At 72.2% G+C, this 20,541-nt stretch carries 16 protein-coding genes; 7 read left to right on the plus strand and 9 right to left on the minus strand.

The genetic code is table 11. The annotated features are described in order from the left end of the window. Positions 1-65 precede the first annotated feature (65 nt). The gene (locus OG574_RS15090) at positions 66-1,595 is read left to right on the plus strand and encodes a helix-turn-helix domain-containing protein (RefSeq protein ID WP_326773671.1); all 1,530 of its coding nucleotides are present in this window, start codon (positions 66-68) and stop codon (positions 1,593-1,595) included. A 15-nt stretch (positions 1,596-1,610) separates the two neighbouring features. On the opposite strand, the gene OG574_RS15095 is transcribed toward OG574_RS15090, so the two are convergent. Beyond that, complete coding sequence (locus tag OG574_RS15095; protein ID WP_326773672.1) at positions 1,611-2,543, minus strand: 2-hydroxyacid dehydrogenase; 933 nt, start codon at positions 2,541-2,543, stop codon at positions 1,611-1,613. Between the two features lie 129 nt (positions 2,544-2,672). Between OG574_RS15095 and OG574_RS15100 the strand changes: the two genes are divergently transcribed. The 3 genes from OG574_RS15100 (at position 2,673) to OG574_RS15110 (ending at position 5,964) form a co-directional block, all read left to right on the plus strand. Continuing rightward, complete coding sequence (locus OG574_RS15100; RefSeq protein ID WP_326773673.1) at positions 2,673-4,001, plus strand: MFS transporter; 1,329 nt, start codon at positions 2,673-2,675, stop codon at positions 3,999-4,001. Positions 4,002-4,055: 54 nt separating this feature from the next. Then, entirely contained in the window at positions 4,056-4,817 is a 762-nt protein-coding gene (locus OG574_RS15105) for an IclR family transcriptional regulator (protein WP_326773674.1), read from the plus strand. Between the two features lie 106 nt (positions 4,818-4,923). After that, complete coding sequence (locus tag OG574_RS15110) at positions 4,924-5,964, plus strand: NAD(P)-dependent alcohol dehydrogenase (protein WP_326778497.1); 1,041 nt, start codon at positions 4,924-4,926, stop codon at positions 5,962-5,964. Between the two features lie 24 nt (positions 5,965-5,988). Here OG574_RS15110 and OG574_RS15115 read toward each other — a convergent pair whose 3' ends face one another. Together OG574_RS15115 and OG574_RS15120 are read right to left on the minus strand one after the other, a co-directional pair. Beyond that, a complete protein-coding gene (locus OG574_RS15115; RefSeq protein ID WP_326773675.1) occupies positions 5,989-6,393 on the minus strand; it encodes a RidA family protein in 405 nt (134 codons plus the stop codon). Beyond that, entirely contained in the window at positions 6,390-7,520 is a 1,131-nt protein-coding gene (locus OG574_RS15120; RefSeq protein ID WP_326773676.1) for an acyl-CoA dehydrogenase family protein, read from the minus strand. The genes OG574_RS15115 and OG574_RS15120 overlap by 4 nt, the downstream gene beginning before the upstream one ends. A 151-nt stretch (positions 7,521-7,671) precedes the next feature. Between OG574_RS15120 and OG574_RS15125 the strand changes: the two genes are divergently transcribed. Together OG574_RS15125 and OG574_RS15130 are read left to right on the plus strand one after the other, a co-directional pair. Beyond that, complete coding sequence (locus OG574_RS15125) at positions 7,672-9,306, plus strand: AMP-binding protein (RefSeq protein WP_326773677.1); 1,635 nt, start codon at positions 7,672-7,674, stop codon at positions 9,304-9,306. 4 nt (positions 9,307-9,310) lie between these two features. Beyond that, a complete protein-coding gene (locus tag OG574_RS15130) occupies positions 9,311-10,132 on the plus strand; it encodes a PaaX family transcriptional regulator (protein ID WP_326773678.1) in 822 nt (273 codons plus the stop codon). On the opposite strand, the gene OG574_RS15135 is transcribed toward OG574_RS15130, so the two are convergent. Both OG574_RS15135 and OG574_RS15140 read right to left on the minus strand, forming a co-directional pair. Beyond that, positions 10,116-12,410, minus strand: a complete 2,295-nt coding sequence (locus OG574_RS15135; protein ID WP_442816823.1) for a bifunctional salicylyl-CoA 5-hydroxylase/oxidoreductase — start codon at positions 12,408-12,410, stop codon at positions 10,116-10,118. The genes OG574_RS15130 and OG574_RS15135 overlap by 17 nt on opposite strands. Continuing rightward, the gene (locus tag OG574_RS15140) at positions 12,395-13,222 is read right to left on the minus strand and encodes an enoyl-CoA hydratase family protein (RefSeq protein ID WP_100591225.1); all 828 of its coding nucleotides are present in this window, start codon (positions 13,220-13,222) and stop codon (positions 12,395-12,397) included. The genes OG574_RS15135 and OG574_RS15140 overlap by 16 nt, the downstream gene beginning before the upstream one ends. A 229-nt stretch (positions 13,223-13,451) precedes the next feature. Here OG574_RS15140 and OG574_RS15145 point away from each other — a divergent pair, with 229 nt between their 5' ends. After that, complete coding sequence (locus tag OG574_RS15145; protein WP_100591224.1) at positions 13,452-13,976, plus strand: ATP-binding protein; 525 nt, start codon at positions 13,452-13,454, stop codon at positions 13,974-13,976. A gap of 27 nt (positions 13,977-14,003) precedes the next feature. On the opposite strand, the gene argF is transcribed toward OG574_RS15145, so the two are convergent. The 4 genes from argF to OG574_RS15165 all read right to left on the minus strand — a co-directional run bounded on the left by argF (position 14,004) and on the right by OG574_RS15165 (position 20,523). Then, complete coding sequence (argF, locus tag OG574_RS15150) at positions 14,004-15,011, minus strand: ornithine carbamoyltransferase (protein ID WP_326773679.1); 1,008 nt, start codon at positions 15,009-15,011, stop codon at positions 14,004-14,006. A gap of 112 nt (positions 15,012-15,123) precedes the next feature. Next, a complete protein-coding gene (locus OG574_RS15155; protein ID WP_326773680.1) occupies positions 15,124-16,347 on the minus strand; it encodes an arginine deiminase in 1,224 nt (407 codons plus the stop codon). A gap of 76 nt (positions 16,348-16,423) precedes the next feature. After that, positions 16,424-18,997: a polynucleotide kinase-phosphatase gene (locus tag OG574_RS15160; protein ID WP_326773681.1), complete on the minus strand. Its 2,574-nt coding sequence runs from the start codon at positions 18,995-18,997 to the stop codon at positions 16,424-16,426. After that, the gene (locus OG574_RS15165) at positions 18,994-20,523 is read right to left on the minus strand and encodes a 3' terminal RNA ribose 2'-O-methyltransferase Hen1 (RefSeq protein ID WP_326773682.1); all 1,530 of its coding nucleotides are present in this window, start codon (positions 20,521-20,523) and stop codon (positions 18,994-18,996) included. Before OG574_RS15165 ends, OG574_RS15160 begins: the two co-directional genes overlap by 4 nt. Between the last annotated feature and the right edge of the window lie 18 nt (positions 20,524-20,541).

A 20,541-nucleotide genomic window follows, 5' to 3' on the forward strand; every position in this document is an offset into this window, starting at 1 on the left:
GACGGCCCGTCACTCCAATGGACCCCCCGGAATGCGGCATCTCATATCTGAGATAGCCTGCCGACATGGCAGACGACTACCTCGTACGCATCGGCAAGCTCATCCGTGACGCCCGTCAGCACCGGGGCTGGACACAGTCGCAGCTTGCCGAGGCGCTCGGTACCAGCCAGAGCGCCGTCAACCGCATCGAGCGCGGCAACCAGAACATCAGCCTTGAGATGATTGCCCGCATAGGCGAAGCGCTCGACAGTGAAATCGTCTCTCTGGGTTACTCGGGTCCGATGCACCTGCGCGTGGTCGGCGGCCGCCGCCTGTCCGGGTCCATCGACGTGAAGACGAGCAAGAACGCCTGCGTGGCGCTGCTGTGCGCCTCGCTCCTCAACCGGGGCCGCACCGTCCTGCGCCGCGTCGCCCGCATCGAGGAGGTCTACCGCCTCCTCGAGGTCCTGAACTCCATCGGCGTCCGCACCCGGTGGATCAACGGCGGCGTGGACCTGGAGATCGTGCCGCCGGCCGCCCTCGACATGGACGCCATCGACGCGGCCGCCGCCCGCCGCACGCGCTCGATCATCATGTTCTTCGGCCCGCTCCTGCACCGCCTCGACCACTTCAAGCTGCCGTACGCGGGCGGCTGCGACCTCGGCACCCGCACCATCGAGCCGCACATGATCGCGCTGCGCCGGTTCGGTCTGGACATCACGGCGACCGAGGGGCTCTACCACGCGCAGGTCGAGGCGGGGGTCTCCCCCGGCCGGCCGATCGTGCTGACCGAGCGCGGCGACACCGTGACCGAGAACGCGCTGCTCGCGGCCGCCCGCCACGACGGCACCACCGTCATCCGCAACGCGTCCTCGAACTACATGGTCCAGGACCTCTGCTTCTTCCTGGAGGCCCTGGGCGTACGCGTCGAGGGCATCGGCACGACCACCCTCACCGTGCACGGCGTGCCGCAGATCGATGTCGACGTGGACTACTCGCCGTCCGAGGACCCGGTCGAGGCGATGAGCCTGCTGGCCGCCGCGGTGGTCACCGAGTCCGAACTGACGGTGAAGCGGGTGCCGATCGAGTTCCTGGAGATCGAGCTCGCGGTCCTGGAGGAAATGGGCCTCGACCACGACCGCACGGCCGAGTACTTCGCGGACAACGGCCGCACGCGCCTGGTGGACCTCACCGTCCGGCCCTCCAAACTGGAGGCGCCGATCGACAAGATCCACCCGATGCCGTTCCCGGGCCTCAACATCGACAACGTGCCCTTCTTCGCGGCCATCGCCGCCGCGGCACAGGGCCAGACCCTCATCCACGACTGGGTCTACGACAACCGCGCGATCTATCTCACCGACCTGAACCGGCTCGGCGGGCGCCTCCAGCTGCTCGACCCGCACCGCGTCCTCGTCGAGGGCCCGACGCGCTGGCGCGCCGCCGAGATGATGTGCCCGCCCGCGCTGCGCCCCGCCGTCGTCGTGCTCCTCGCGATGATGGCCGCCGAGGGCACGTCCGTGCTGCGCAACGTCTACGTGATCAACCGCGGCTACGAGGACCTGGCCGAGCGGCTCAACTCCGTTGGCGCGCAGATCGAGACGTTCCGGGACATCTGACTCGACTGACGCCGTTCAAGGCCGCGGGAAGAGGTTGAGCAGTTCCTCTTCCGCGGCCCATCGGCGTATCTGCTCCGCGATCAGGCGCTCGGCGCGCGGGCGGAAGGCTGCCGAACCGCCGGCCACGTGCGGGGTGATGAGGACTCCGGGGGCGTGGCGCAGGGCGTGGTCCGCGGGGAGGGGTTCCGGGTCGGTGACGTCGAGCGCGGCGCGCAGCCGGCCCGTGGCGGTCTCGGCGAGCAGGGCCTCGGTGTCGAGGGTGCGGCCGCGGCCGACGTTGACGACGAGGGCGCCGTCCGGCAGTGCGGCCATTTCCTTCGGGCCGAACAGGCCGACCGTGGCCGGGTTCTCGGGCAGGACGAGGACCACGATGTCGAGGCCGGGGAGCAGTTCGGGCAGGTCGGCGATCGCGTGGACCCGCTCGTCGGGGCGGGCGCGCCGGGCGACGCGGACGACGTCCGCCTCGCAGGCGAGGAGCCGCGCCTCCAGGGCCGAGCCGATCGACCCGTAGCCGACGATCGCGACGCGGCTGTCCGCGAGTGAGCGCGTGAAGTGCGGGTCCCAGCGGCCCGCCACCTGGTCGGCGGCCCAGCGGGGCAGCTCGCGCTGGGCCGCGAGGATGAGGCCGAGCGCGTGCTCCGCGGTGGAGGCGTCGTGCAGGCCGCGGCCGTTGTGCAGGGTGACGCCTTCGGGCAGCAGCGGCTGGAGCTTCTCGACTCCGGCGCTGAGGGACTGGACGGCGCGCAGGCGTGGGAGCCGGGGCAGCAGCCGGTCCGCGTCGGGGACCGCGTAGGGCATGACCCAGAACTCCACGGCGTCCAGGGTCTCCTGCGGAAGCTCGGATACGGGCGTCACGCCGTCCCACACGTGGACGCGGACACCGTCGGGCCAGGGGCCGTGGCGCTGGTCGAGCTGGGGCCAGGGGACGAGCACGTCGGTTTCGGTCATCGCGGGTTTCTCCTTCGGCTGCTTCCGTCGCGGCATGCGGGCGAACCATTGACCCGGCCGCCACTCCCTCGTAACGTCTTCCCGCCCAGTGAAACACTTTCCATCTCACGGAAAACAGGGGGTCAAGGGATGACAGCGCCGTCGCCCTCCCGGCCGTCCACCGGCGGCTTCTGGAGCTCGACCCGCGCCCGGCACCTGATACCGGTCGCGTTCATCACGTACTCGCTCGCCTATCTCGACAAATCCAACTACGCGATCGCGTCCGCCGGCGGCATGGCCGACGAGCTGCATCTGTCCGCGGGCCTCGACTCGCTCATCGCCGCGTCGTTCTTCCTCGGCTACTTCTTCTTCCAGATCCCCGGCACGATCTACGCCGAGCAGCGCAGTGCGCGCCGGCTCGTCGCCTGGTCGACGGTGCTGTGGGGGCTGCTCGCCGTGGTGCAGGGCCTGCTGAGCAGCCCGGGGCAGCTGATCGCCGTGCGGTTCGCGCTCGGTGTCGTCGAGGGCGCGGTGCTGCCGTCGATGGTGATGCTGCTCAGCCGCTGGTTCACGCACGGCGAGCGCGGCCGCGCCAACACCCTGCTCATCCTGGGCAATCCGGTCACCGTGATGTGGCTCTCCGCCCTGTCGGGCTGGCTGGTGTCGGTGACGGACTGGCGCGTGATGTTCATTGTCGAGGGCGTGCCCTCGGTCATCTGGGGCCTGTTCTGCCTGCGGCTCATCAAGGACCGCCCCGAGGACGCCAAGTGGGTCGCGCCCAGCGAACTGGAGGCTCTGCGCGAGGACCGCGCCACCGTTCCGGCCGCCTCCGGGAACCTGCGCGAGGAGTACGGCAAGGTCCTGCGCTCGCGCCCCGTGCTGCTGATGTCGGTGCAGTACTTCTTCTGGTCGTTCGGCATGTACGGCTTCATCTTCTGGCTGCCGTCGATCGTGAAGAAGGGCTCCGGCGAGGGCATCGGCGCCACCGGTCTGCTGACCGCCGTGCCGTACGCGTTCGCGGTCGTCGCCATGCTGCTCAACTCGCGCCTGTCCGACCGCAGCGGGCGGCGCAAGGCGGCCGTGTGGCCCTGGCTCGCCGCCGGCGGCCTCGCCCTCTTCGGCTCGTACGCGGCCGGGTCCCACTTCCCCGTGGCGCTCGCGCTGCTCGTGGTGGCGGGCCTGTGCCTCTACGCGCCCTACGGCCCGTACTTCGCGCTCGTCTCCACGCTCGCCCCGGCGGGCGTCTCGGGCGCGGCGGTGGCGCTGGTCAACTCGTTCGGCGCGCTCGGCTCGTTCGCCGGGACGTATCTCGTGGGCTGGGTACGCGGCACGTCGCTCGGCGACGCGGGGGCCTTCGCGTTCATGGCGGCGGGCGCGCTGGTCTCGGCCGCGCTGATGCTGGCGGTGCACGAGCCCCGACCGTCCGGTCCCCGCCCGGGTACGGTGAACCGGCAGCCCACCGCTGCCACCACCACCTGAGTGCGCCGGGGACCGGTCCCCGCGTACGGGCGCAGCACACGGGAGACGAGCAGCGTGACCACGACGTCCGGCGACGACATGCTCGGCCGGGGCCTGCGACTCCTCACCGTGCTCGCCGACCATCCCGCGGGCCTGGGGGTGAGCGCCGCGGCCCGCGCCGCGGCGCTCCCGGTCAGCAGCGCCCACCGGCTCCTCGGCCGGCTCGCCGCCGAACGGTTCGTGGCGTACGACGAGGACACCCGGCGCTACGCCCTGGGGGCCCGGGTGCTCGAACTGTCGCGGGGTTTCCAGCGCTCACCGGCCGGCTACTCCGCGGCGGCGGCGCCGATGCGCAGGCTCGCCGACCGCACGGGCCTGCCCGCCATCGCGGGCATCCTCTACGACACGGACGTGCTGCTCGTCCTCACCGCGCAGGGCACCCAGCACCTCCAGCTGCGCAGCGCGGAGGGCACCCGTAACGCCTGGCACGCGACCTCGCTCGGCAAGGTCCTCGTCGCGGGCCTGCCCGAGCGTGAGCGCGACGAGCTGCTCGCGGCCGAGCTGGCCGCGGTGACCGACCGCACCGTGATCGACCCGGCGGCGGTCCGCAGGGAGCTCGACGCCGTGCGCGAACGCGGCTGGGCCGAGGTCGACGAGGAGAACGAGGTCGGCGTCCGGTCCATCGCCGTCGCCGTGCCCTCCCCGCACGGGGAGGCGCCGCGCCTCGCCGTCTCGCTCGGCGCGGCCGTCGCCCTGACCGGCGCCGACGAACTGCGCGCGCACGTCCCGGCCCTGCGCGCGTGCGCGGAGGACATCGCGGCGCACATGGACCACTGAGCAGATCTTGGGGTGTGACGGCTGCCGCCCGGTGACATTCATCCCGGGGAGGGCGGCCACCGGGCCCCCGCACCGCTCCCGGGAGGAACGCACGATGACCGAGCTGATGAAGGCCGTCCAGTACCGCGCGGCGGGTGCCGCCCCCGAAGTCGTGCAGATCCCCGTGCCCGCCCCCGGTCCCGGCCAGGTGCTCCTGCGCGTGACGGCGGCCGGTGTCTGCCACTCCGACATCGCCGTGATGAGCCTGCCCGCCGAGCAGCTGGGCTTCCCGCTGCCGCTCACGCTCGGCCACGAGGGCGTCGGCACGGTCGCGGAGGTGGGTGACGGGGTGACGGCCGTCGAGGTCGGCGACGAGGTCGCCGTCTACGGGCCGTGGGGCTGCGGCTCCTGCGCCAAGTGTGCGGAGGGCAAGGAGAATTACTGTCCGCGCGCCAGGGAACTCGGCATCTTCCCGCCCGGCCTCGGCGCGCCCGGCGCCATGGCCGAGTACATGGTCGTGGACAGCCCCCGCCACATCGTGCCGCTCGGCGGCCTCGACCCGGTGCAGGCGGTGCCGCTGACGGACGCCGGCCTGACCCCGTACCACGCGATCAAGCGGTCGCTGCCGAAGCTGGTGCCGGGGTCGACGGCCGTCGTGATCGGCACGGGCGGGCTCGGGCACGTCGCGATCCAGCTCCTGCGCGAGCTGTCTCCGGCCTGGGTGATCGCGCTCGATGTGAACGAGGAGAAACTGGCGCTCGCCCGTGAGGTGGGCGCCCACGAGGCCATCCTGTCGGACGCCGAATCCGTGGGAATGGTAAGGGAGTTGACAGGCGGCAGGGGCGCCGAGGCGGTCTTCGACTTCGTCGGGGCCGCACCCACGGTGGCCATGGCGGGCAGCTGCGTGGCGGTCGAGGGCGATGTCACCATCGTGGGCCTCGGCGGCGGCAGCCTCGCGGTCGGCTTCGGCACGACACCGTACGAGGTGTCGGTGACCGCCCCTTACTGGGGCAGCCGCAGCGAGCTGATGGAGGTGCTCGACCTGGCGCGGGCCGACGTCATCTCCGTACACGTGGAGACGTACGGCATCGACGACGCGCCCACCGCCTACCGGCGGCTGCACGACGGGACGGTGCGCGGACGCGCGGTGATCCTGCCGCAGGAGTAGTCGGCCGGGACCGGCGGGCCCGCCCTAGTCCGACAGGACCGCCAGCCCGTCCAATTCCACCAGTGCCTGCTCGTCCCACAGCCGGGTCGTGCCGATCACCGCCATCGCCGGATAGTCGCGGCCCGCCAACTCCCGCCAGACACGCCCGATTTCACGGGCATGGGTGCGGTAGTCGGCGACGTCGGTGGCGTAGACGGTGACGCGGGCGAGGGTGTCGGGGGTGCCTCCCGCGTGGCGCAGTGCGGTGAGGAGGTTGGTCAGGGCCCGCTCGAACTGCTCCGGGAGCGTGTCGCCGGTGATCTTGCCGTCCGCATCGAGGGCGGTCTGTCCGGCGAGGAAGACCAGGCGGCCGCCGGTGGCGGTGACGGCGTGCGAGAAGCCGGTGGCCGGGGAGAGTTCGGGTGGATTGATCCGCTCGATACTGCTCACGCGTACAACTCCTTGGCGATGATCGCGCGTTGGACCTCGCTGGCCCCTTCGTAGATGCGGGGTGCGCGCACCTCGCGGTAGAGGTGTTCGAGGAGGTGGCCGCGTTGCAGGGCGCGGGCGCCGTGCAGCTGGACGGCGGTGTCGACGACGTGCTGGGCGGTCTCGGTGGCCAGGAGCTTCGCCATCGCGGCGCGCTGCGGCACGTCGGGGGCGCCCGCGTCGTACGCCGAGGCCGCCGCGTAGACCATGAGGCGGGCCGCCTCCGTGCGCAGGGCGAGATCGGCCACCTGGTGGGCGACCGTCTGGAGGTCCTTCAGCTTGCCGCCGAACGCGTCGCGCCGGGCGGTGTGGTCGAGCGTCGCGTCGAGCGCGGCCTGCGCCATGCCCACGGCGAAAGCCCCGACGCTCGGGCGGAAGAGGTTCAGGGTGGTCATGGCGACGCGGAAGCCGCGGTCCGGTTCACCGAGCACGTCGTCGGCGGTGACCGGGACCGCGTCGAAGTCGAGGGAGCCGATGGGGTGCGGGGAGAGCATGTCGAGGGGGGTGCCGGTGAGGCCGGGGCGGTCCGCCGGGACCAGGAAGGCGGTGACGCCACGGGCGCCGGCGTCCTGGGCCGTACGGGCGAAGACGGTGTAGAAGTCGGCCTCGGGGGCGTTCGAGATCCAGGTCTTCTCGCCGACGAGGCACCAGCCTCCGGTGCCGTCGGGCTCGGCGCGCAGGGCGAGGGCCGCGGCGTCGGAACCCGCGCCCGGCTCGCTGAGCGCGAAGGCCGCGACGGCCGTGCCGTCGCTGACGCGCGGCAGCCAGTGCGCGCGCTGCGCGTCGGTGCCGTACGCGTGCACGGGGTGTGCGCCGAGTCCCTGAAGGGCGAGAGCGGTCTCGGCCTCCGTGCAGACGCGGGCGAGGGACTCGCGCATCAGGCACAGGTCGAGGGCGCCGGAGCGGAACAGCCGCTCCAGGAGGCCGAGCCGGCCGAGCTCGGCGACGAGCGGCCGGTTCACCTTCCCCGGCTCGCCCTTCTCGGCGAGGGGTGCGAGCCGCTCGGCGGCGAGCGCACACAGCTCGGCACACCAGGCGGTCTGTGCTGGGTCGAGCGAGAATGACGGAGCTGCGGACTCTGCGGTCATCTGTCGGCGCCTCCCGGTTCGCCGGCGGCTCGGGCCGGCTCCGTCACGTTATCGCGGACCGTTGACTGTCGTCACCATCACGATACGCTCGTTCCGCGAGCCCACCGATACCTGTTTGCGCGAGCCCACCATGACAAGGGGGCGCACGGCCATGACAGACGCTCCACCGCAGCACACATCGGCCCACGTCGACACCTTCGCGCGCGACCATCTCCCGCCGCCCGAGCTCTGGCCCGACCTCGTCTTCGACCTCCCCGAACTGCGCTATCCGCAGCGGCTCAACTGCGGGGCCGAGCTACTGGACCGCACCGTCGAGCGGTTCGGCGCGGAGCGTCCCGCGTTCCGCACCGGCGACGGGGAGGTGTGGACGTACGGGGAACTGCTCCGCCGCGTCGACCGGATCGCGCACGTGCTCAGCGGCGAGCTGGGCGTGCGGCCGGGGAACCGGGTACTCCTCCGCGGCCCCACCACGCCCTGGCTCGCGGCCTGTTGGCTGGCCGTGATGAAAGCGGGCGCGGTCGCCGTCACCGTCCTCGCGCAGGCGCGGTCGCAGGAGCTGGCGACGATCTGCTCCATCGCGCGGGTCACGCACGCGCTGTGCGACGCCAGGACCATGGACGACCTGGTGAAGGCCGAGGTGCCCGGGCTGCGCGTCACACCGTTCGGCGGCGAGGGGCCCGACGACCTCCTGCGGCGCGGCTCCGGACAGCCCGAGACGTACGACGCCGTGGCGACCGCCGCCGACGATGTCGCCCTGATCGCGTTCACTTCGGGCACGACGGGGCGCCCCAAGGGCTGCATGCACTTCCACCGGGACGTCCTCGCCATCGCCGACACGTTCGCGCGCCATGTCCTGCGGCCGAGGCCGGACGACGTGTTCGCGGGGAGCCCGCCGCTCGGTTTCACGTTCGGGCTCGGCGGTCTCGTCATCTTCCCGCTGCGGGCCGGCGCCTCGTCGCTGCTGCTGGAACAGGCCGGGCCGCGGCAGCTGCTGCCCGCCATCGCCGAGCACGGGGTGTCCGTCCTGTTCACCGCGCCGACCGCGTACCGCGCGCTGCTCGACGGGATCGACGGCACCGACGGGCACGCCCTCTCTTCGCTGCGGCGGTGCGTCTCGGCGGGCGAGAACCTGCCGGCCGCGACCTGGCGCGCCTGGCACGAGGCGACCGGGATCCGCATCATCAACGGCATCGGCGCCACGGAACTCCTGCACATCTTCATCTCCGCCGCCGACGACGCGATCCGCCCCGGGACGACGGGCGTGCCCGTACCCGGCTGGCAGGCGCGAGTGATCGACGCCGCCGGGGCCGAAGTACCGGACGGAGAAGCAGGGTTGCTCGCCGTGCGCGGCCCGGTCGGCTGCCGCTACCTCGCCGACGAGCGGCAGACGACGTACGTCCGCGGCGGCTGGAACGTCACCGGGGACACGTACGTCCGCGATCCCGACGGCTACTTCCGGTACGTCGCCCGCGCCGACGACATGATCATTTCTGCGGGGTACAACATCGCGGGCCCCGAGGTCGAGGACGCGCTGCTGCGGCACCCGGACGTCGCGGAGACCGCGGTGGTGGGCCGCCCCGACGACGAGCGCGGGCAGATCGCGGTCGCCTACGTCGTGCTGCGCGAGGGCGCCCGCCGGGACCCGGACGCGCTGCGGGCGTTCGTGAAGGCCGAGCTGGTGCCGTACAAATGCCCGCGCGAGATCGTATTTCTGGACGCGCTGCCGCGCACGGCGACCGGGAAGCTGCAGCGGTTCCGACTGCGCTCCACCGGCGATCTAGAGTGACCACGTGTCCGACCTGCACACTCCCCGGTCCCTGATCGTCACCCTCTACGGCGCCTACGGGCGCGGCTTTCCCGGCGCCGTGCCGGTCGCCGAGCTGATCCGGCTCCTCGGCGCGGTCGGCGTCGACGCGCCCGCCGTGCGGTCCTGCGTCTCCCGCCTCAAGCGGCGCGGGCTGCTCCTGCCGGAGCGCACGGGGTCGGGCGCCGCCGGGTACGCGCTGTCGCCGGCCGCGCGGCAGCTCCTGGACGACGGCGACCGGCGCATCTACGGGGCGCCGGCCGGCGGGGCGGACGGCTGGGTGCTCGCGGTGTTCTCCGTGCCGGAGGCCGAGCGCGCCAAGCGGCACGTCCTGCGCTCACGCCTTGCCGGGCTCGGCTTCGGCTCGGCGGCGCCCGGCGTGTGGATCGCCCCGGCGGGCCTGCACGAGGAGACCCGGCACACCCTGGAGCGCCTCGGGCTCTCCCCGTACGTCGATCTGTTCCGCGGCGAGCACCTGGGGTTCGCGGCGACGGCGGACGCGGTCGCGCGCTGGTGGGACCTGGACCGTCTCGCCGCGCTGCACGAGGCGTTCCTGGACGAGCACGCGCCGGTGCTCGCCGCCTGGCAGGCCCGCTCCCCCGGCGACGCCGCTCCGGAGGAGGCGTACCGGGACTACCTCCTCGCCCTCGACTCCTGGCGCCATCTGCCGTACGCCGACCCGGGGCTGCCCGCCGGGCTGCTGCCTGCGCGGTGGCCGGGGACCCGCTCGGCGAGCGTGTTCCGGGCGCTGCACGAGCGGCTGCGGGACGCGGGGGCGGCGTTCACCACCGTCAACCACCCAGCGTGAGCCGGGGCTTGGGCGCGTCCAGGCGTCCGGTCTGCGGTGGCCTGCTGCCCGCCTCGTACGGCTTCGGCCAGGCGACACCGGGACCCGCGTAGCCCTGTTCGGCAGCCGCGTGCAGGGTCCAGTGCGGGTCGTAGAGGTGGGGGCGGGCGAGCGCGCACAGGTCGGTGCGCCCGGCCAGGATCAGCGAGTTGACGTCGTCCCACGAGGAGATCGCGCCGACCGAGATCACCGGGATGCCGGTCTCGTTGCGGATCCGGTCCGCGAACGGCACTTGGTAGGAGCGTCCGTAGGCGGGCTTCTCGTCGGCGACGACCTGGCCGGTCGACACGTCGATCGCGTCTGCGCCGTGCGCGGCGAAGGCGCGGGCGATCTCCACGGCGTCGGCCGCGTCCGTGCCGCCCTCCGCCCAGTCGGTGGCGGAGATCCGGACGGTCATGGGCCGGTCACCGGGCCACACTTCGCGTACGGCGTCGAAGACTTCGAGGGGGAAGCGCAGCCGGTTCGTGAGCGAGCCGCCGTACGCGTCGGTCCGGTGATTGCTCAGGGGCGACAGGAACCCGGACAGCAGATAGCCGTGGGCGCAGTGCAGTTCGAGGAGGTCGAAGCCGACGTCGGCGGCGCGCACGGCGGCGGAGGTGAACTGCTCCCGGACATCGGCGAGTTCGTCCCGCGTCAGTTCGTGCGGAATCTGGCTGCCCGGCTTGTACGGGAGCGGGGAGGCGGCGACCAGCGGCCAGTTCCCGTCGGGGAGCGGGTCGTCGATGCCTTCCCACATCAGTTTCGTGGAGCCCTTGCGGCCGGAGTGCCCGAGCTGGACGCCGATCGCCGTGCCGGGGGCCTGGGCGTGCGCGAAGTCGGTGACGCGGCGCCAGGCCGTGGCCTGTTCCGGTGTGTAGAGACCGGCGCAGCCCGGGGTGATGCGGCCCTCGGGGCTGACGCACACCATCTCGGTCATGACGAGTCCGGCGCCGCCGAGGGCCCGCGCGCCGAGGTGGACGAGGTGGAAGTCGCCGGGGACGCCGTCCCGGGACGAGTACATGTCCATGGGCGAGACGACGACGCGGTTGCGCAGGGTCAGCTCGCGCAGGCGCAGCGGCGTGAACATGGGGGGTGTACCGGGCGGGCAGCCGAAGTCGCGCTCGACGGCCTCGGTGAAGCGGGGGTCGCGCAGGCGCAGGTTGTCGTGCGTGACGCGGCGGCTGCGGGTGAGGAGGTTGAACGCGAACTGACGTGAGGGCTGGTCGAGATAGAGGCCGAGGTTCTCGAACCACTCCAGGCTGGCGCGGGCCGCGCGCTGCGTGGAGGCGACGACGGGCCGCCGCTCCGCCTCGTACGCGGCGAGCGCCAAGGCCGTGGTGGGCTGCTCCTGGAGGCAGGCGGCGAGCGCGAGGGCGTCCTCGACGGCGAGCTTGGTGCCGGAGCCGATGGAGAAGTGCGCGGTGTGCGCGGCGTCGCCGACGAGGACGACGTTCCCGTGCGACCACTTCTCGTTCACGACTGTGCGGAAGGCGGTCCAGGCGGATTTGTTCGACCTCAGGCCACGGCCGCCGAGGGCCTCGGTGAAGATCTTGGCGCAGCGCTCGACGGACTCGCGCACGTCGAGCCCGTCGAAACCGGCCGCCCGCCAGACCTCCTCGCGCATCTCGACGATGACAGTGCTGTCGCTCGCCGAGAACGGGTATCCGTGCAGCTGCATGACGCCGTGCTCGGTCTCGGCGGTCTCGAAGCGGAACGCGTCGAAGGCGAAGTCGGCGGCGAGCCAGATGTAGCGGCAGCGGTGCTCCTCGATGTGCGGCCGGAATGCGTCGGCGTGGGCCTCGCGGGTCGCGCTGCGCACTCCGTCGGCGGCGACGACGAGGTCGTGGTCGCGGGCGAGGTCGGCCGCCGACGGGGCTTCCGAGCGGAAGCGGAGGTTCACACCGAGCTGCCGGCAGCGCTCGTGGAGGATTTCGAGGAGCTTGCGGCGGCCGAGCGCGGCGAAGCCGTGGCCGCCCGAGGTGCGGCGGGTGCCGCGGTGCACGACGTCGATGTCGTCCCAGCGCACGAACTCGGCCTGGAGCGCGGCGTGGACGACGGGGTCGGCGTGCTCGATGCCGCCGAGCGTCTCGTCGGAGAGGACGACGCCGAAGCCGAAGGTGTCGTCGGGGGCGTTGCGCTCCCAGACCGTGATGTCGCGGCGCGGGTCGAGCCGCTTGAGGAGGACGGCGGCGTACAGGCCGCCGGGTCCGCCGCCGATGACGGCCACGCGCAGGGGTCCCACGGTCACCGCCCCCGCCACTTGGGGGCACGCTTCTCCGTGAAGGCCGCGTGGAACTCGGCGTAGTCCTCGCCGTTCATGAGGAGGGCCTGGGTCGCGGCGTCCATCTCGACGGCGGCGGCCAGCGGCATGTCGAGTTCGGCGGTGAGCAGCGCCTTGGTCTGGGCGTACGCGAGGGCCGGGCCCTCGGCGAGGCGGCGGGCCAGGGCCTGCGCGGCCTCGTCGACCTGGCCCTCGTCGGTCAGCTCGCTGATCAGGCCGATGCGCTCGGCCTCCGGGGCGCGCACCGGCTCGCCCAGCATGAGCAGCCGCGTCGCGTGGCCGAGGCCGACGACGCGGGGCAGCAGATACGCGGCGCCCATGTCGCCGCCGGACAGGCCGACGCGGGTGAAGAGGAACGCGAAGCGGGCGCTCGGGTCGGCGACGCGGAAGTCGGCGGCGAGCGCGAGGACGGCGCCGGCGCCCGCCGCGACGCCGTGCACGGCGGCGATCACGGGGAAGGGGCACTCGCGCACGGCCCGTACGACCTGGCCGGTCATCCGGTTGAAGTCGAGGAGCTGGGCGGTGTCCATGGCGAGGGTGGCGCCGATGATCTCGTCCACGTCACCGCCGGAGCAGAAGCCGCGCCCCTCTCCGGCCAGGACGAGGGCGCGTACGGAGCGCTCACGGGACAGCTCGGCGAGCAGGTCGCGCAGGTCGGCGTAGGCGCCGAAGGTGAGCGCGTTGAGCTTGTCGGGGCGGGCCAGGGTGACGGTGGCGACCCCGTCGTCGACGGCGTACCTCAGGTGTCGCCAGTCGTCGGTGCGGGGCGCGGAGCCGGTGAAGGGACTCATGGCGGTGCGGCCTCCTCGGGCGGGGGCGGCGGACGGGACGGCGCGCCTGCCTCGGGCACGTCGCCCCACGAAGTTATCACCGCTTCGTGACTTCCGTCACGAGTACGCGATACGCCATCCTGACAGCGCGTCGTCTACAGCCCATGTGGGGCGGGTGCGGGGAGGCCAGTGCCGGACGTCACGAAGAAGGGCGTCGGGTGGCTCTGTCCACCGACGCCCTACCATTCGTATGGTTGAAAGCAGGACAGCCCCTCCGCTGTCAGCCCCTGTCACCCCCTGTCAGGATACCTGCACCCTGAACGGACCCGCCGTGCCCACACCGCCTGCCCCCACCTCATGGCGCATCGCGCTGCCGCACAGCGCGGCCGCGGTGCCGGTCGCGCGCGCTCTGGTGCGCACGGCCCTGACGGAGATCGAGTCGCCCGCCGCCGACAGCGACACGGCGGAGCTGCTGACGGCCGAGCTGGTGGCGAACGCCGTCGAGCACACGGCGGGGTCGGGCCCCATCGAGCTGGTGGTGGAGCTGCTGCCGTCGGGCTGTCAGGTCGAGGTGCACGACGGGGACCCGGCGCCGCCCGGCGATCTGACCCTGCCCGGCCCGGCCGAGGAGCCGGACCCGTGGCAGGAGCACGGGCGCGGCCTGCTGCTGATCCGCACCCTGAGCTCGTCCTGCGGACATCGCCCCACCGCGTCCGGCAAGGCGGTCTGGTTCACCCTTCCCGCGATACCGGCGCAGCGGACGAGCCCGGAGTAGTACGCCCCTCCTCTGCCGGGGCGGGCGTCAGGCCAGCGTGGCGACCATGATCGCCTTGATGGTGTGCAGCCGGTTCTCGGCCTCGTCGAAGACGACCGAGTGCGCCGACTCGAAGACCTCGTCCGTGACCTCCAGCGAGTCCAGGCCGTACGTCTCGTGGATCTCGCGCCCGACTTTGGTGCCCAGGTCGTGGAAGGCGGGCAGGCAGTGCAGGAACTTGACGTCCGCGTTGCCGGTGGCGCGCAGGACGTCCATCGTCACGGCGTACGGCTTGAGAGCGGTTATGCGCTCGGCCCACACCTCCTTGGGCTCGCCCATGGAGACCCAGACGTCGGTGGCGACGAAGTCGGCTCCCGCGACGCCCTCGGCGACGTCCTCGGTGAGCGTGACGCGGGCGCCGCTCGCCTCGGCGAGCTTGCGGGCCTCGGCGACGATCTCCTCGGCCGGCCAGTACTCACGCGGCGCCACGATCCGGACGTCCATGCCGAGCAGCGCGCCGGTCACCAGGTACGAGTTGCCCATGTTGAAGCGGGCGTCGCCGAGGTAGGCGAAGGCGATCCGGTCGAGCGGCTTGCTGCAGTGCTCGACCATCGTGAGCACGTCGGCGAGCATCTGCGTGGGGTGCCAGTCGTCGGTCAGGCCGTTGTAGACCGGCACGCCCGCGTACGCGGCGAGTTCCTCGACGCCGGACTGGCTGTCCCCGCGGTACTCGATGGCGTCGAACATCCGGCCGAGGACCCGGGCGGTGTCCCGCACGGACTCCTTGTGGCCGATCTGCGAGCCGGACGGGTCCAGGTAGGTCGTGAACGCGCCCTGGTCGGCCGCGGCGACCTCGAAGGCGCAGCGCGTACGCGTGGAGGTCTTCTCGAAGATCAGCGCGATGTTCCGGCCCGCGAGGTGCCGCGTCTCCGTCCCCGCCTTCTTGGCGGCCTTCAACTCGGCGGCGAGGTCGATCAGGCCGCGGAACTCCTCGGCGGTGAAGTCCACCTCCTTGAGGAAGTGGCGGCCGGTGAGGTCGGGACGGACTGTCGCCATGGGGCGCTCCTGGGGTACGCGTAAAAGGGCTAGGGCATCAGAGACACTGGAAGTCTATACGACGTTACACATTTCTATACAGGATTCCAGAGGCAGGCTTCGACACGCGCCCCTACACAGGGTCCCTCTCCACCGGGCAGCTCATGCAGCGCGGGCCGCCCCTGCCGCGCCCCAGCTCGCTGCCGAGGATCTCTATGACCTCGATGCCCTGCTTGCGCAGATAGGTGTTCGTCGTGGCGTTACGTTCGTAGGCGACGACGACGCCCGGCTCCACGGCCAGCACGTTGCACCCGTCGTCCCACTGCTCCCGCTCGGCCGCGTGCACGTCCTGCGTGGCGGTCAGGACCCGGATCTCGCTGAGGCCGAGCGCGGCCGCGATGGCCCGGTGCATGTGCTCCGGCGGATGGTCGGTGACCTTCAACTCCCGCTCGCCCACGCCCGGTTCGATGGTGTACGAGCGCAGCATGCCGAGCCCCGCGTACTGCGTGAACGTGTCGCCGTCGACCATCGTCATCACGGTGTCGAGGTGCATGAACGCCCGGCGCTTCGGCATGTCGAGCGCCACGATCGTCTGCGCGGAGCCCGCCGCGAACAGCTTGTGCGCCAGCATCTCGACGGCCTGCGGGGTGGTGCGCTCACTCATCCCGATGAGAACGGCGCCCTGCCCGATCACCAGGACGTCGCCGCCCTCGATCGTGGACGGGTAGTCGGCCTGCCCCTGCGACCACAGGTGGAAGCCCGCGTCGCGGAACAGCGGATGGTGCCGGTAGATCGCCTCGAAGTGGACGGTCTCGCGCTGCCGGGCGGGCCACCGCATCGCGTTGATGGAGACGCCGTCGTAGATCCAGGCCGAGGTGTCGCGGGTGAAGAGGTGGTTGGGCAGCGGGCCGAGCAGGAAGTCGTCGAGGTCCATCGCGTGGAAGCGGACCGACGTCGGCTCGGGGTGCCGGTCGAGGAACTCCCGCTTGGTCATGCCGCCGACCAGCGCCTCGGCCAGGTCCGTGGCCGGCATCGTCTCGAAGGCGGCCCTGAGGTGGTCGGTGGCGAGCGGCCCGTACTCCTTCTCGTCGAAGACCCGGTCGAGGACGAGGGATCTGGCGTCCCCGATGGCGAGCGTCTCGGTGAGCAGGTCGCCGAAGAGGTGCACGGTCACACCGCGGTCGCGCAGCACGTCGGCGAACCCGTCGTGCTCCTGCCGCGCGCGGCGCACCCACAGCACGTCGTCGAAGAGCAACGCGTCCTTGTTGCTCGGGGTGAGCCGCTTGAGCTCCAGATCGGGGCGGTGCAGGATGACGCGGCGCAGCCGCCCGGCCTCGGAGTCGACGTGGAATCCCATGGGATCCATCTTTCCCCGGCCGGACGGCCCGTGCCCGTGCAATCAAGGAGCTGGGTGGCGGGTCACATCGGCGCGCTCACAGCCTCGGGTCGACCGGCTCCGACTCGAGCGCGAGGACCGCGAACACGGCTTCGTGGACGCGCCACAGCGGCTCCCCGTCCGCGAGCCGGTCGAGCGCCTCGAGACCGAGCGCGTACTCGCGGACGGCGAGCGAGCGCTTGTGCCCGAGGAAGCGGCCGCGTAGGCGTTCCAGGTGGTCGGGGCGCGTGTACTCGGGACCGTAGATGATCCGCAGGTACTCGCGGCCCCGGCACTTGATGCCCGGCTGTACGAGACGGCCCTTGCCGTCGCGCGTGAGCGCCTCGACCGGCTTGACGACCATGCCCTCGCCGCCTCGGCCCGTCATCTCCAGCCACCAGTCGACACCGGCGCTCACCGACGCCTCGTCTCCGGTGTCCACGAAGAGCCGCCGGGTGGTCTGCAGGAGCCCGGACCCGTCGTGCTCGACCATGCGGTCGATGAGGGCGAGCTGCTCGTCGTGCGGCAGCGCGGCCAGCGACCGGCCCTGCACGGCCAGGATCTGGAACGGCGCGAGCCGCACCCCGTCGAGCCCGTCCGTCGTCCAGCAGTAGCGCCGGTAGGCGTCCGTGAACGCGGCCGCGTCTTCGGCCCGTTCACGCTGCCTGCCGAGCAGTTCACCCACGTCGACGCCGCGCGCCGCCGCCGCTTCCAGGCCGGCGATGGCACCCGGGAACACCGCACCGGACGCCGCGCCCACGGCGGCATACTGCGAGCGCAGCAGGCCCGACGCCTTGAGCGACCAGGGCATCAGCTCCGTGTCGAGCAGCAGCCAGTCCGTGTCGAGTTCGTCCCACAGGCCGGCGTCCGTGACGGCGGCGCGCACCCGGCCGAGGATCTCCTCGGTGACCTGCTCGTCGGCGAAGAAGGACCGTCCGGTACGGGTGTAGAGCGCTCCGGTGGGCCCCTCCGGGACGCCGAAGCGCTCGTGCGCCACCTCCGCGTCCCGGCACACCAGGGCCACGGCCCGCGAGCCCATGTGCTTCTCCTCGCACACGACGCGCCCTACTCCGTCGGCGGCGTACTGGGCGAAGGCCTCGGCGGGGTGCTCCAGGAAGTGCTCGTCAGCGGCTCCGCCGCGGGCCCCTTCCCGTGACGTCGCCGTCGGCGCCATCGTCGGCGGCAGGTACGGGACCAGCCGCGGATCGACGGCGAAGCGGCTCATGACCTCCAGGGCCGCCGCCGCGTTCTCCTCGCGCACGGCTACGCGTCCGGCGTGCCGGGTCTCGACGGCCCGCCGTCCGTGCACGTCGGCGAGGTCGAGCGGCCGCCCGTCCTGCCCGCCGGGCGCCTCGGTCCGCAGCGGCCGCGACGGCTCGTACCAGACCTTCTGTGCAGGTACGTCGACCAGTTCGCGCTCCGGCCAGCGCAGCGCGGTCAGCTTGCCGCCGAACACGGCGCCGGTGTCGAGGCAGATGGTGTTGTTGAGCCAGGTGGCCTGCGGGACCGGTGTGTGGCCGTAGACGACGGCCGCGCTGCCCCGGTAGTCCTCGGCCCACGGGTAGCGCACCGGCAGGCCGAACTCGTCGGTCTCGCCGGTCGTGTCCCCGTACAGCGCGTGCGAGCGCACCCGCCCGGACGTGCGGCCGTGGTACTTCTCGGGCAGGCCCGCGTGGCACACCACGAGCCTGCCCCCGTCGAGGACGTAGTGGCTGACGAGGCCGTCGACGAACTCCGCGACCTCCTGCGTGAACTCCTCGCTCTCGCCTGCGAACTGCTCGACGGTCTCGGCGAGGCCGTGCGTGTGCTGGACCTTTCTGCCCTTGAGGTACCGGCCGAACTTGTTCTCGTGGTTCCCGGGCACACACAGCGCGTGGCCCGACTTGACCATCGACATGACGCGGCGCAGGACGCCCGGGGAGTCGGGCCCCCGGTCGACGAGGTCGCCGACGAACACCGCCGTACGGCCTTCGGGGTGCACACCGTCCGCGTATCCGAGCCTGGTGAGCAGCGTCTCCAGTTCAAAGGCGCAGCCGTGGATGTCGCCGATGATGTCGAAGGGGCCCGTGAGGTGCGTGAGGTCGTTGTAGCGCTTCTCGCGTACGACCTCGGCGCTGTCGGCCTCCTCGACGCCGCGCAGGATGTGCACCTTGCGGAAGCCCTCGCGCTCCAAGTGGCGCAGGGAACGCCGCAGTTCACGGGTGTGCCGGGAGATGACGCGGCGGTGCATGCCGGCGCGGTCGGCGCGCTCCGCGTTGCGCGCGGCGCAGACCTCCTCGGGGATGTCGAGGACGATGGCGATGGGCAGCACGTCGTACTGCCGCGCCAGGTCGACGAGCTGCTTGCGGCTCTCCTGCTGCACGTTGGTCGCGTCGACGACGGTGAGCCGCCCGGCCGCGAGGCGCTTGCCCGCGATGTAGTGGAGCACGTCGAAGGCGTCGCGGCTGGCGCTCTGGTCGTTCTCGTCGTCGGCGACGAGCCCCCGGCAGAAGTCGCTGGAGATGATCTCGGTGGGCTTGAAGTGCCGCCGCGCGAACGTCGACTTGCCGGACCCCGAGGCGCCGACGAGGACGACGAGGGACAGGTCGGTGACGGGGAGCGTACGAACGTGGGAACCAGGGGTGGTGGTCATGCGGCCTTCGCCTCCTTCGGACTCGGGTCGGCCGGGGTCCGGTCAGTCGGGGTCTGGTCAGTCGGGGTCCGGTCGGTCGAGGACTGATCGGTCAGAGTGAAGACGGCCATCTGTGTGGGCGGGCCGACCTCCGGGTCGTCGGGTCCTACGGGCTCGAACTCCACGTCGTAGCCGTGCCGTTCGGCCACCGCGCGCGCCCAGGTGCGGAACTCCTCGCGGGTCCACTCGAAGCGGTGGTCGCCGTGCCGGACGTGCCCGGCGGGCAGGGTCTCCCAACGGACGTTGTACTCGACGTTCGGCGTCGTCACGAGGACGGTCCTCGGCCGAGCGGAGCCGAACACCGCGTACTCCAGTGCGGGCAGCCGCGGCAGGTCGAGGTGCTCGATCACCTCGCTGAGGACCGCCGCGTCATAGCCCTTGAGCCGCTTGTCGGTGTACGCGAGCGAGCCCTGGAGCAGCGTGACGCGGGCGGCCTGGCGCTCGCCCATCCGGTCGATCTTGAGGCGCCGGGCGGCGATCGTCAGGGCCCGGATCGACACATCGACACCGACGACCTCGGTGAACCGGGTGTCCTTGAGCAGCTCGTGCACCAACTGGCCCTGTCCGCAGCCCAGGTCGAGCACCCGCGCGGCCCCCGCCGCCCTGAGCACGGCGGTGATGGCGTCGCGCCGCTGGACAGCCAGCGGTACGGGCTGCTCCTCGGTGTCCGTCGCCTCGTCGACCGCGTTGTCGATGGCCTCGACGTCGGTGTCGTCCGCGTTGGCGAGCCGTACCAGTTCCAGGCGCTCCATGGCGCTGCGGGTGAGTGCCCAGCGTCGCGAGAGGTAGCGGCTGGTGATCAGCTTCTGCTCGGGGTGCGTGGGCAGCCAGCCCTCACCCGCCCGAAGCAGCTTGTCGACCTCGTCGGCCGAGACCCAGTAGTGCTTGGCGTCGTCGAGCACGGGCAGCAGCACATACAGGTGCCGCAGCGCCTCGGCGAGCCGCAGCTCGCCCTCCAGGACGAGACGCACGTAGCGCGAGTCGCCCCACTCGGGGAACTGCTCGTCGAGCGCCACCGGGTCGGCCGTCACCGTGGTCCAGCCGAGCGGCTCGAAGAGTCGGCGCACCAGCGTGGCCCCGCCGCGCGCGGGCACCGCGGGCACCTCGATGCGCAGCGGCATCGGCTGCTCGGCCCGCTCGGGCATGGCCTTGCACTGCCCGCGCAGGGCGCTGGAGAACACATTGCCGATCGCCACGGCGAGCAGGGACGACGCGGCGTACGGCCGGTCGTTCACATACTGCGCGAGCGCCGCGTCCGGGGCGCCGCCACGGCCCTTGCCCTTGCCGCGGCGCACGAGCGCGACCGGATCCACCTCAAGGAGCAGCGCCGCGGTGCAGCGCTCCGGGGACGCCTCCGGGTAGAGGACGTGCGCGGTTCCGTGCGAGGTGGAGAACGCCTGCGCGTTGTCGGGATGCTTGTGCAGCAGAAACCCGAGGTCGGTCGCGGGGCGTTCAGGGGTGCCGGTCGTACTGATCGTCAGGAACACGCGTCCGAGTATGGTCCG

Source organism: Streptomyces sp. NBC_01445 (assembly GCF_035918235.1).
GTDB lineage: Bacteria > Actinomycetota > Actinomycetes > Streptomycetales > Streptomycetaceae > Streptomyces.

What these genes read in the sequence shown, in the direction of transcription:
- OG574_RS15090 (WP_326773671.1), top strand. Translation starts at nt 66, where the DNA reads ATGGCAGACGACTACCTCGTACGCATCGGCAAGCTCATCCGTGACGCC.
- OG574_RS15095 (WP_326773672.1), bottom strand. Translation starts at nt 2,543, where the DNA reads ATGACCGAAACCGACGTGCTCGTCCCCTGGCCCCAGCTCGACCAGCGC.
- OG574_RS15100 (WP_326773673.1), top strand. Translation starts at nt 2,673, where the DNA reads ATGACAGCGCCGTCGCCCTCCCGGCCGTCCACCGGCGGCTTCTGGAGC.
- OG574_RS15110 (WP_326778497.1), top strand. Translation starts at nt 4,924, where the DNA reads ATGAAGGCCGTCCAGTACCGCGCGGCGGGTGCCGCCCCCGAAGTCGTG.
- OG574_RS15120 (WP_326773676.1), bottom strand. Translation starts at nt 7,520, where the DNA reads ATGACCGCAGAGTCCGCAGCTCCGTCATTCTCGCTCGACCCAGCACAG.
- OG574_RS15125 (WP_326773677.1), top strand. Translation starts at nt 7,672, where the DNA reads ATGACAGACGCTCCACCGCAGCACACATCGGCCCACGTCGACACCTTC.
- OG574_RS15140 (WP_100591225.1), bottom strand. Translation starts at nt 13,222, where the DNA reads ATGAGTCCCTTCACCGGCTCCGCGCCCCGCACCGACGACTGGCGACAC.
- OG574_RS15145 (WP_100591224.1), top strand. Translation starts at nt 13,452, where the DNA reads ATGGTTGAAAGCAGGACAGCCCCTCCGCTGTCAGCCCCTGTCACCCCC.
- argF (WP_326773679.1), bottom strand. Translation starts at nt 15,011, where the DNA reads ATGGCGACAGTCCGTCCCGACCTCACCGGCCGCCACTTCCTCAAGGAG.
- OG574_RS15155 (WP_326773680.1), bottom strand. Translation starts at nt 16,347, where the DNA reads ATGGGATTCCACGTCGACTCCGAGGCCGGGCGGCTGCGCCGCGTCATC.
- OG574_RS15160 (WP_326773681.1), bottom strand. Translation starts at nt 18,997, where the DNA reads ATGACCACCACCCCTGGTTCCCACGTTCGTACGCTCCCCGTCACCGAC.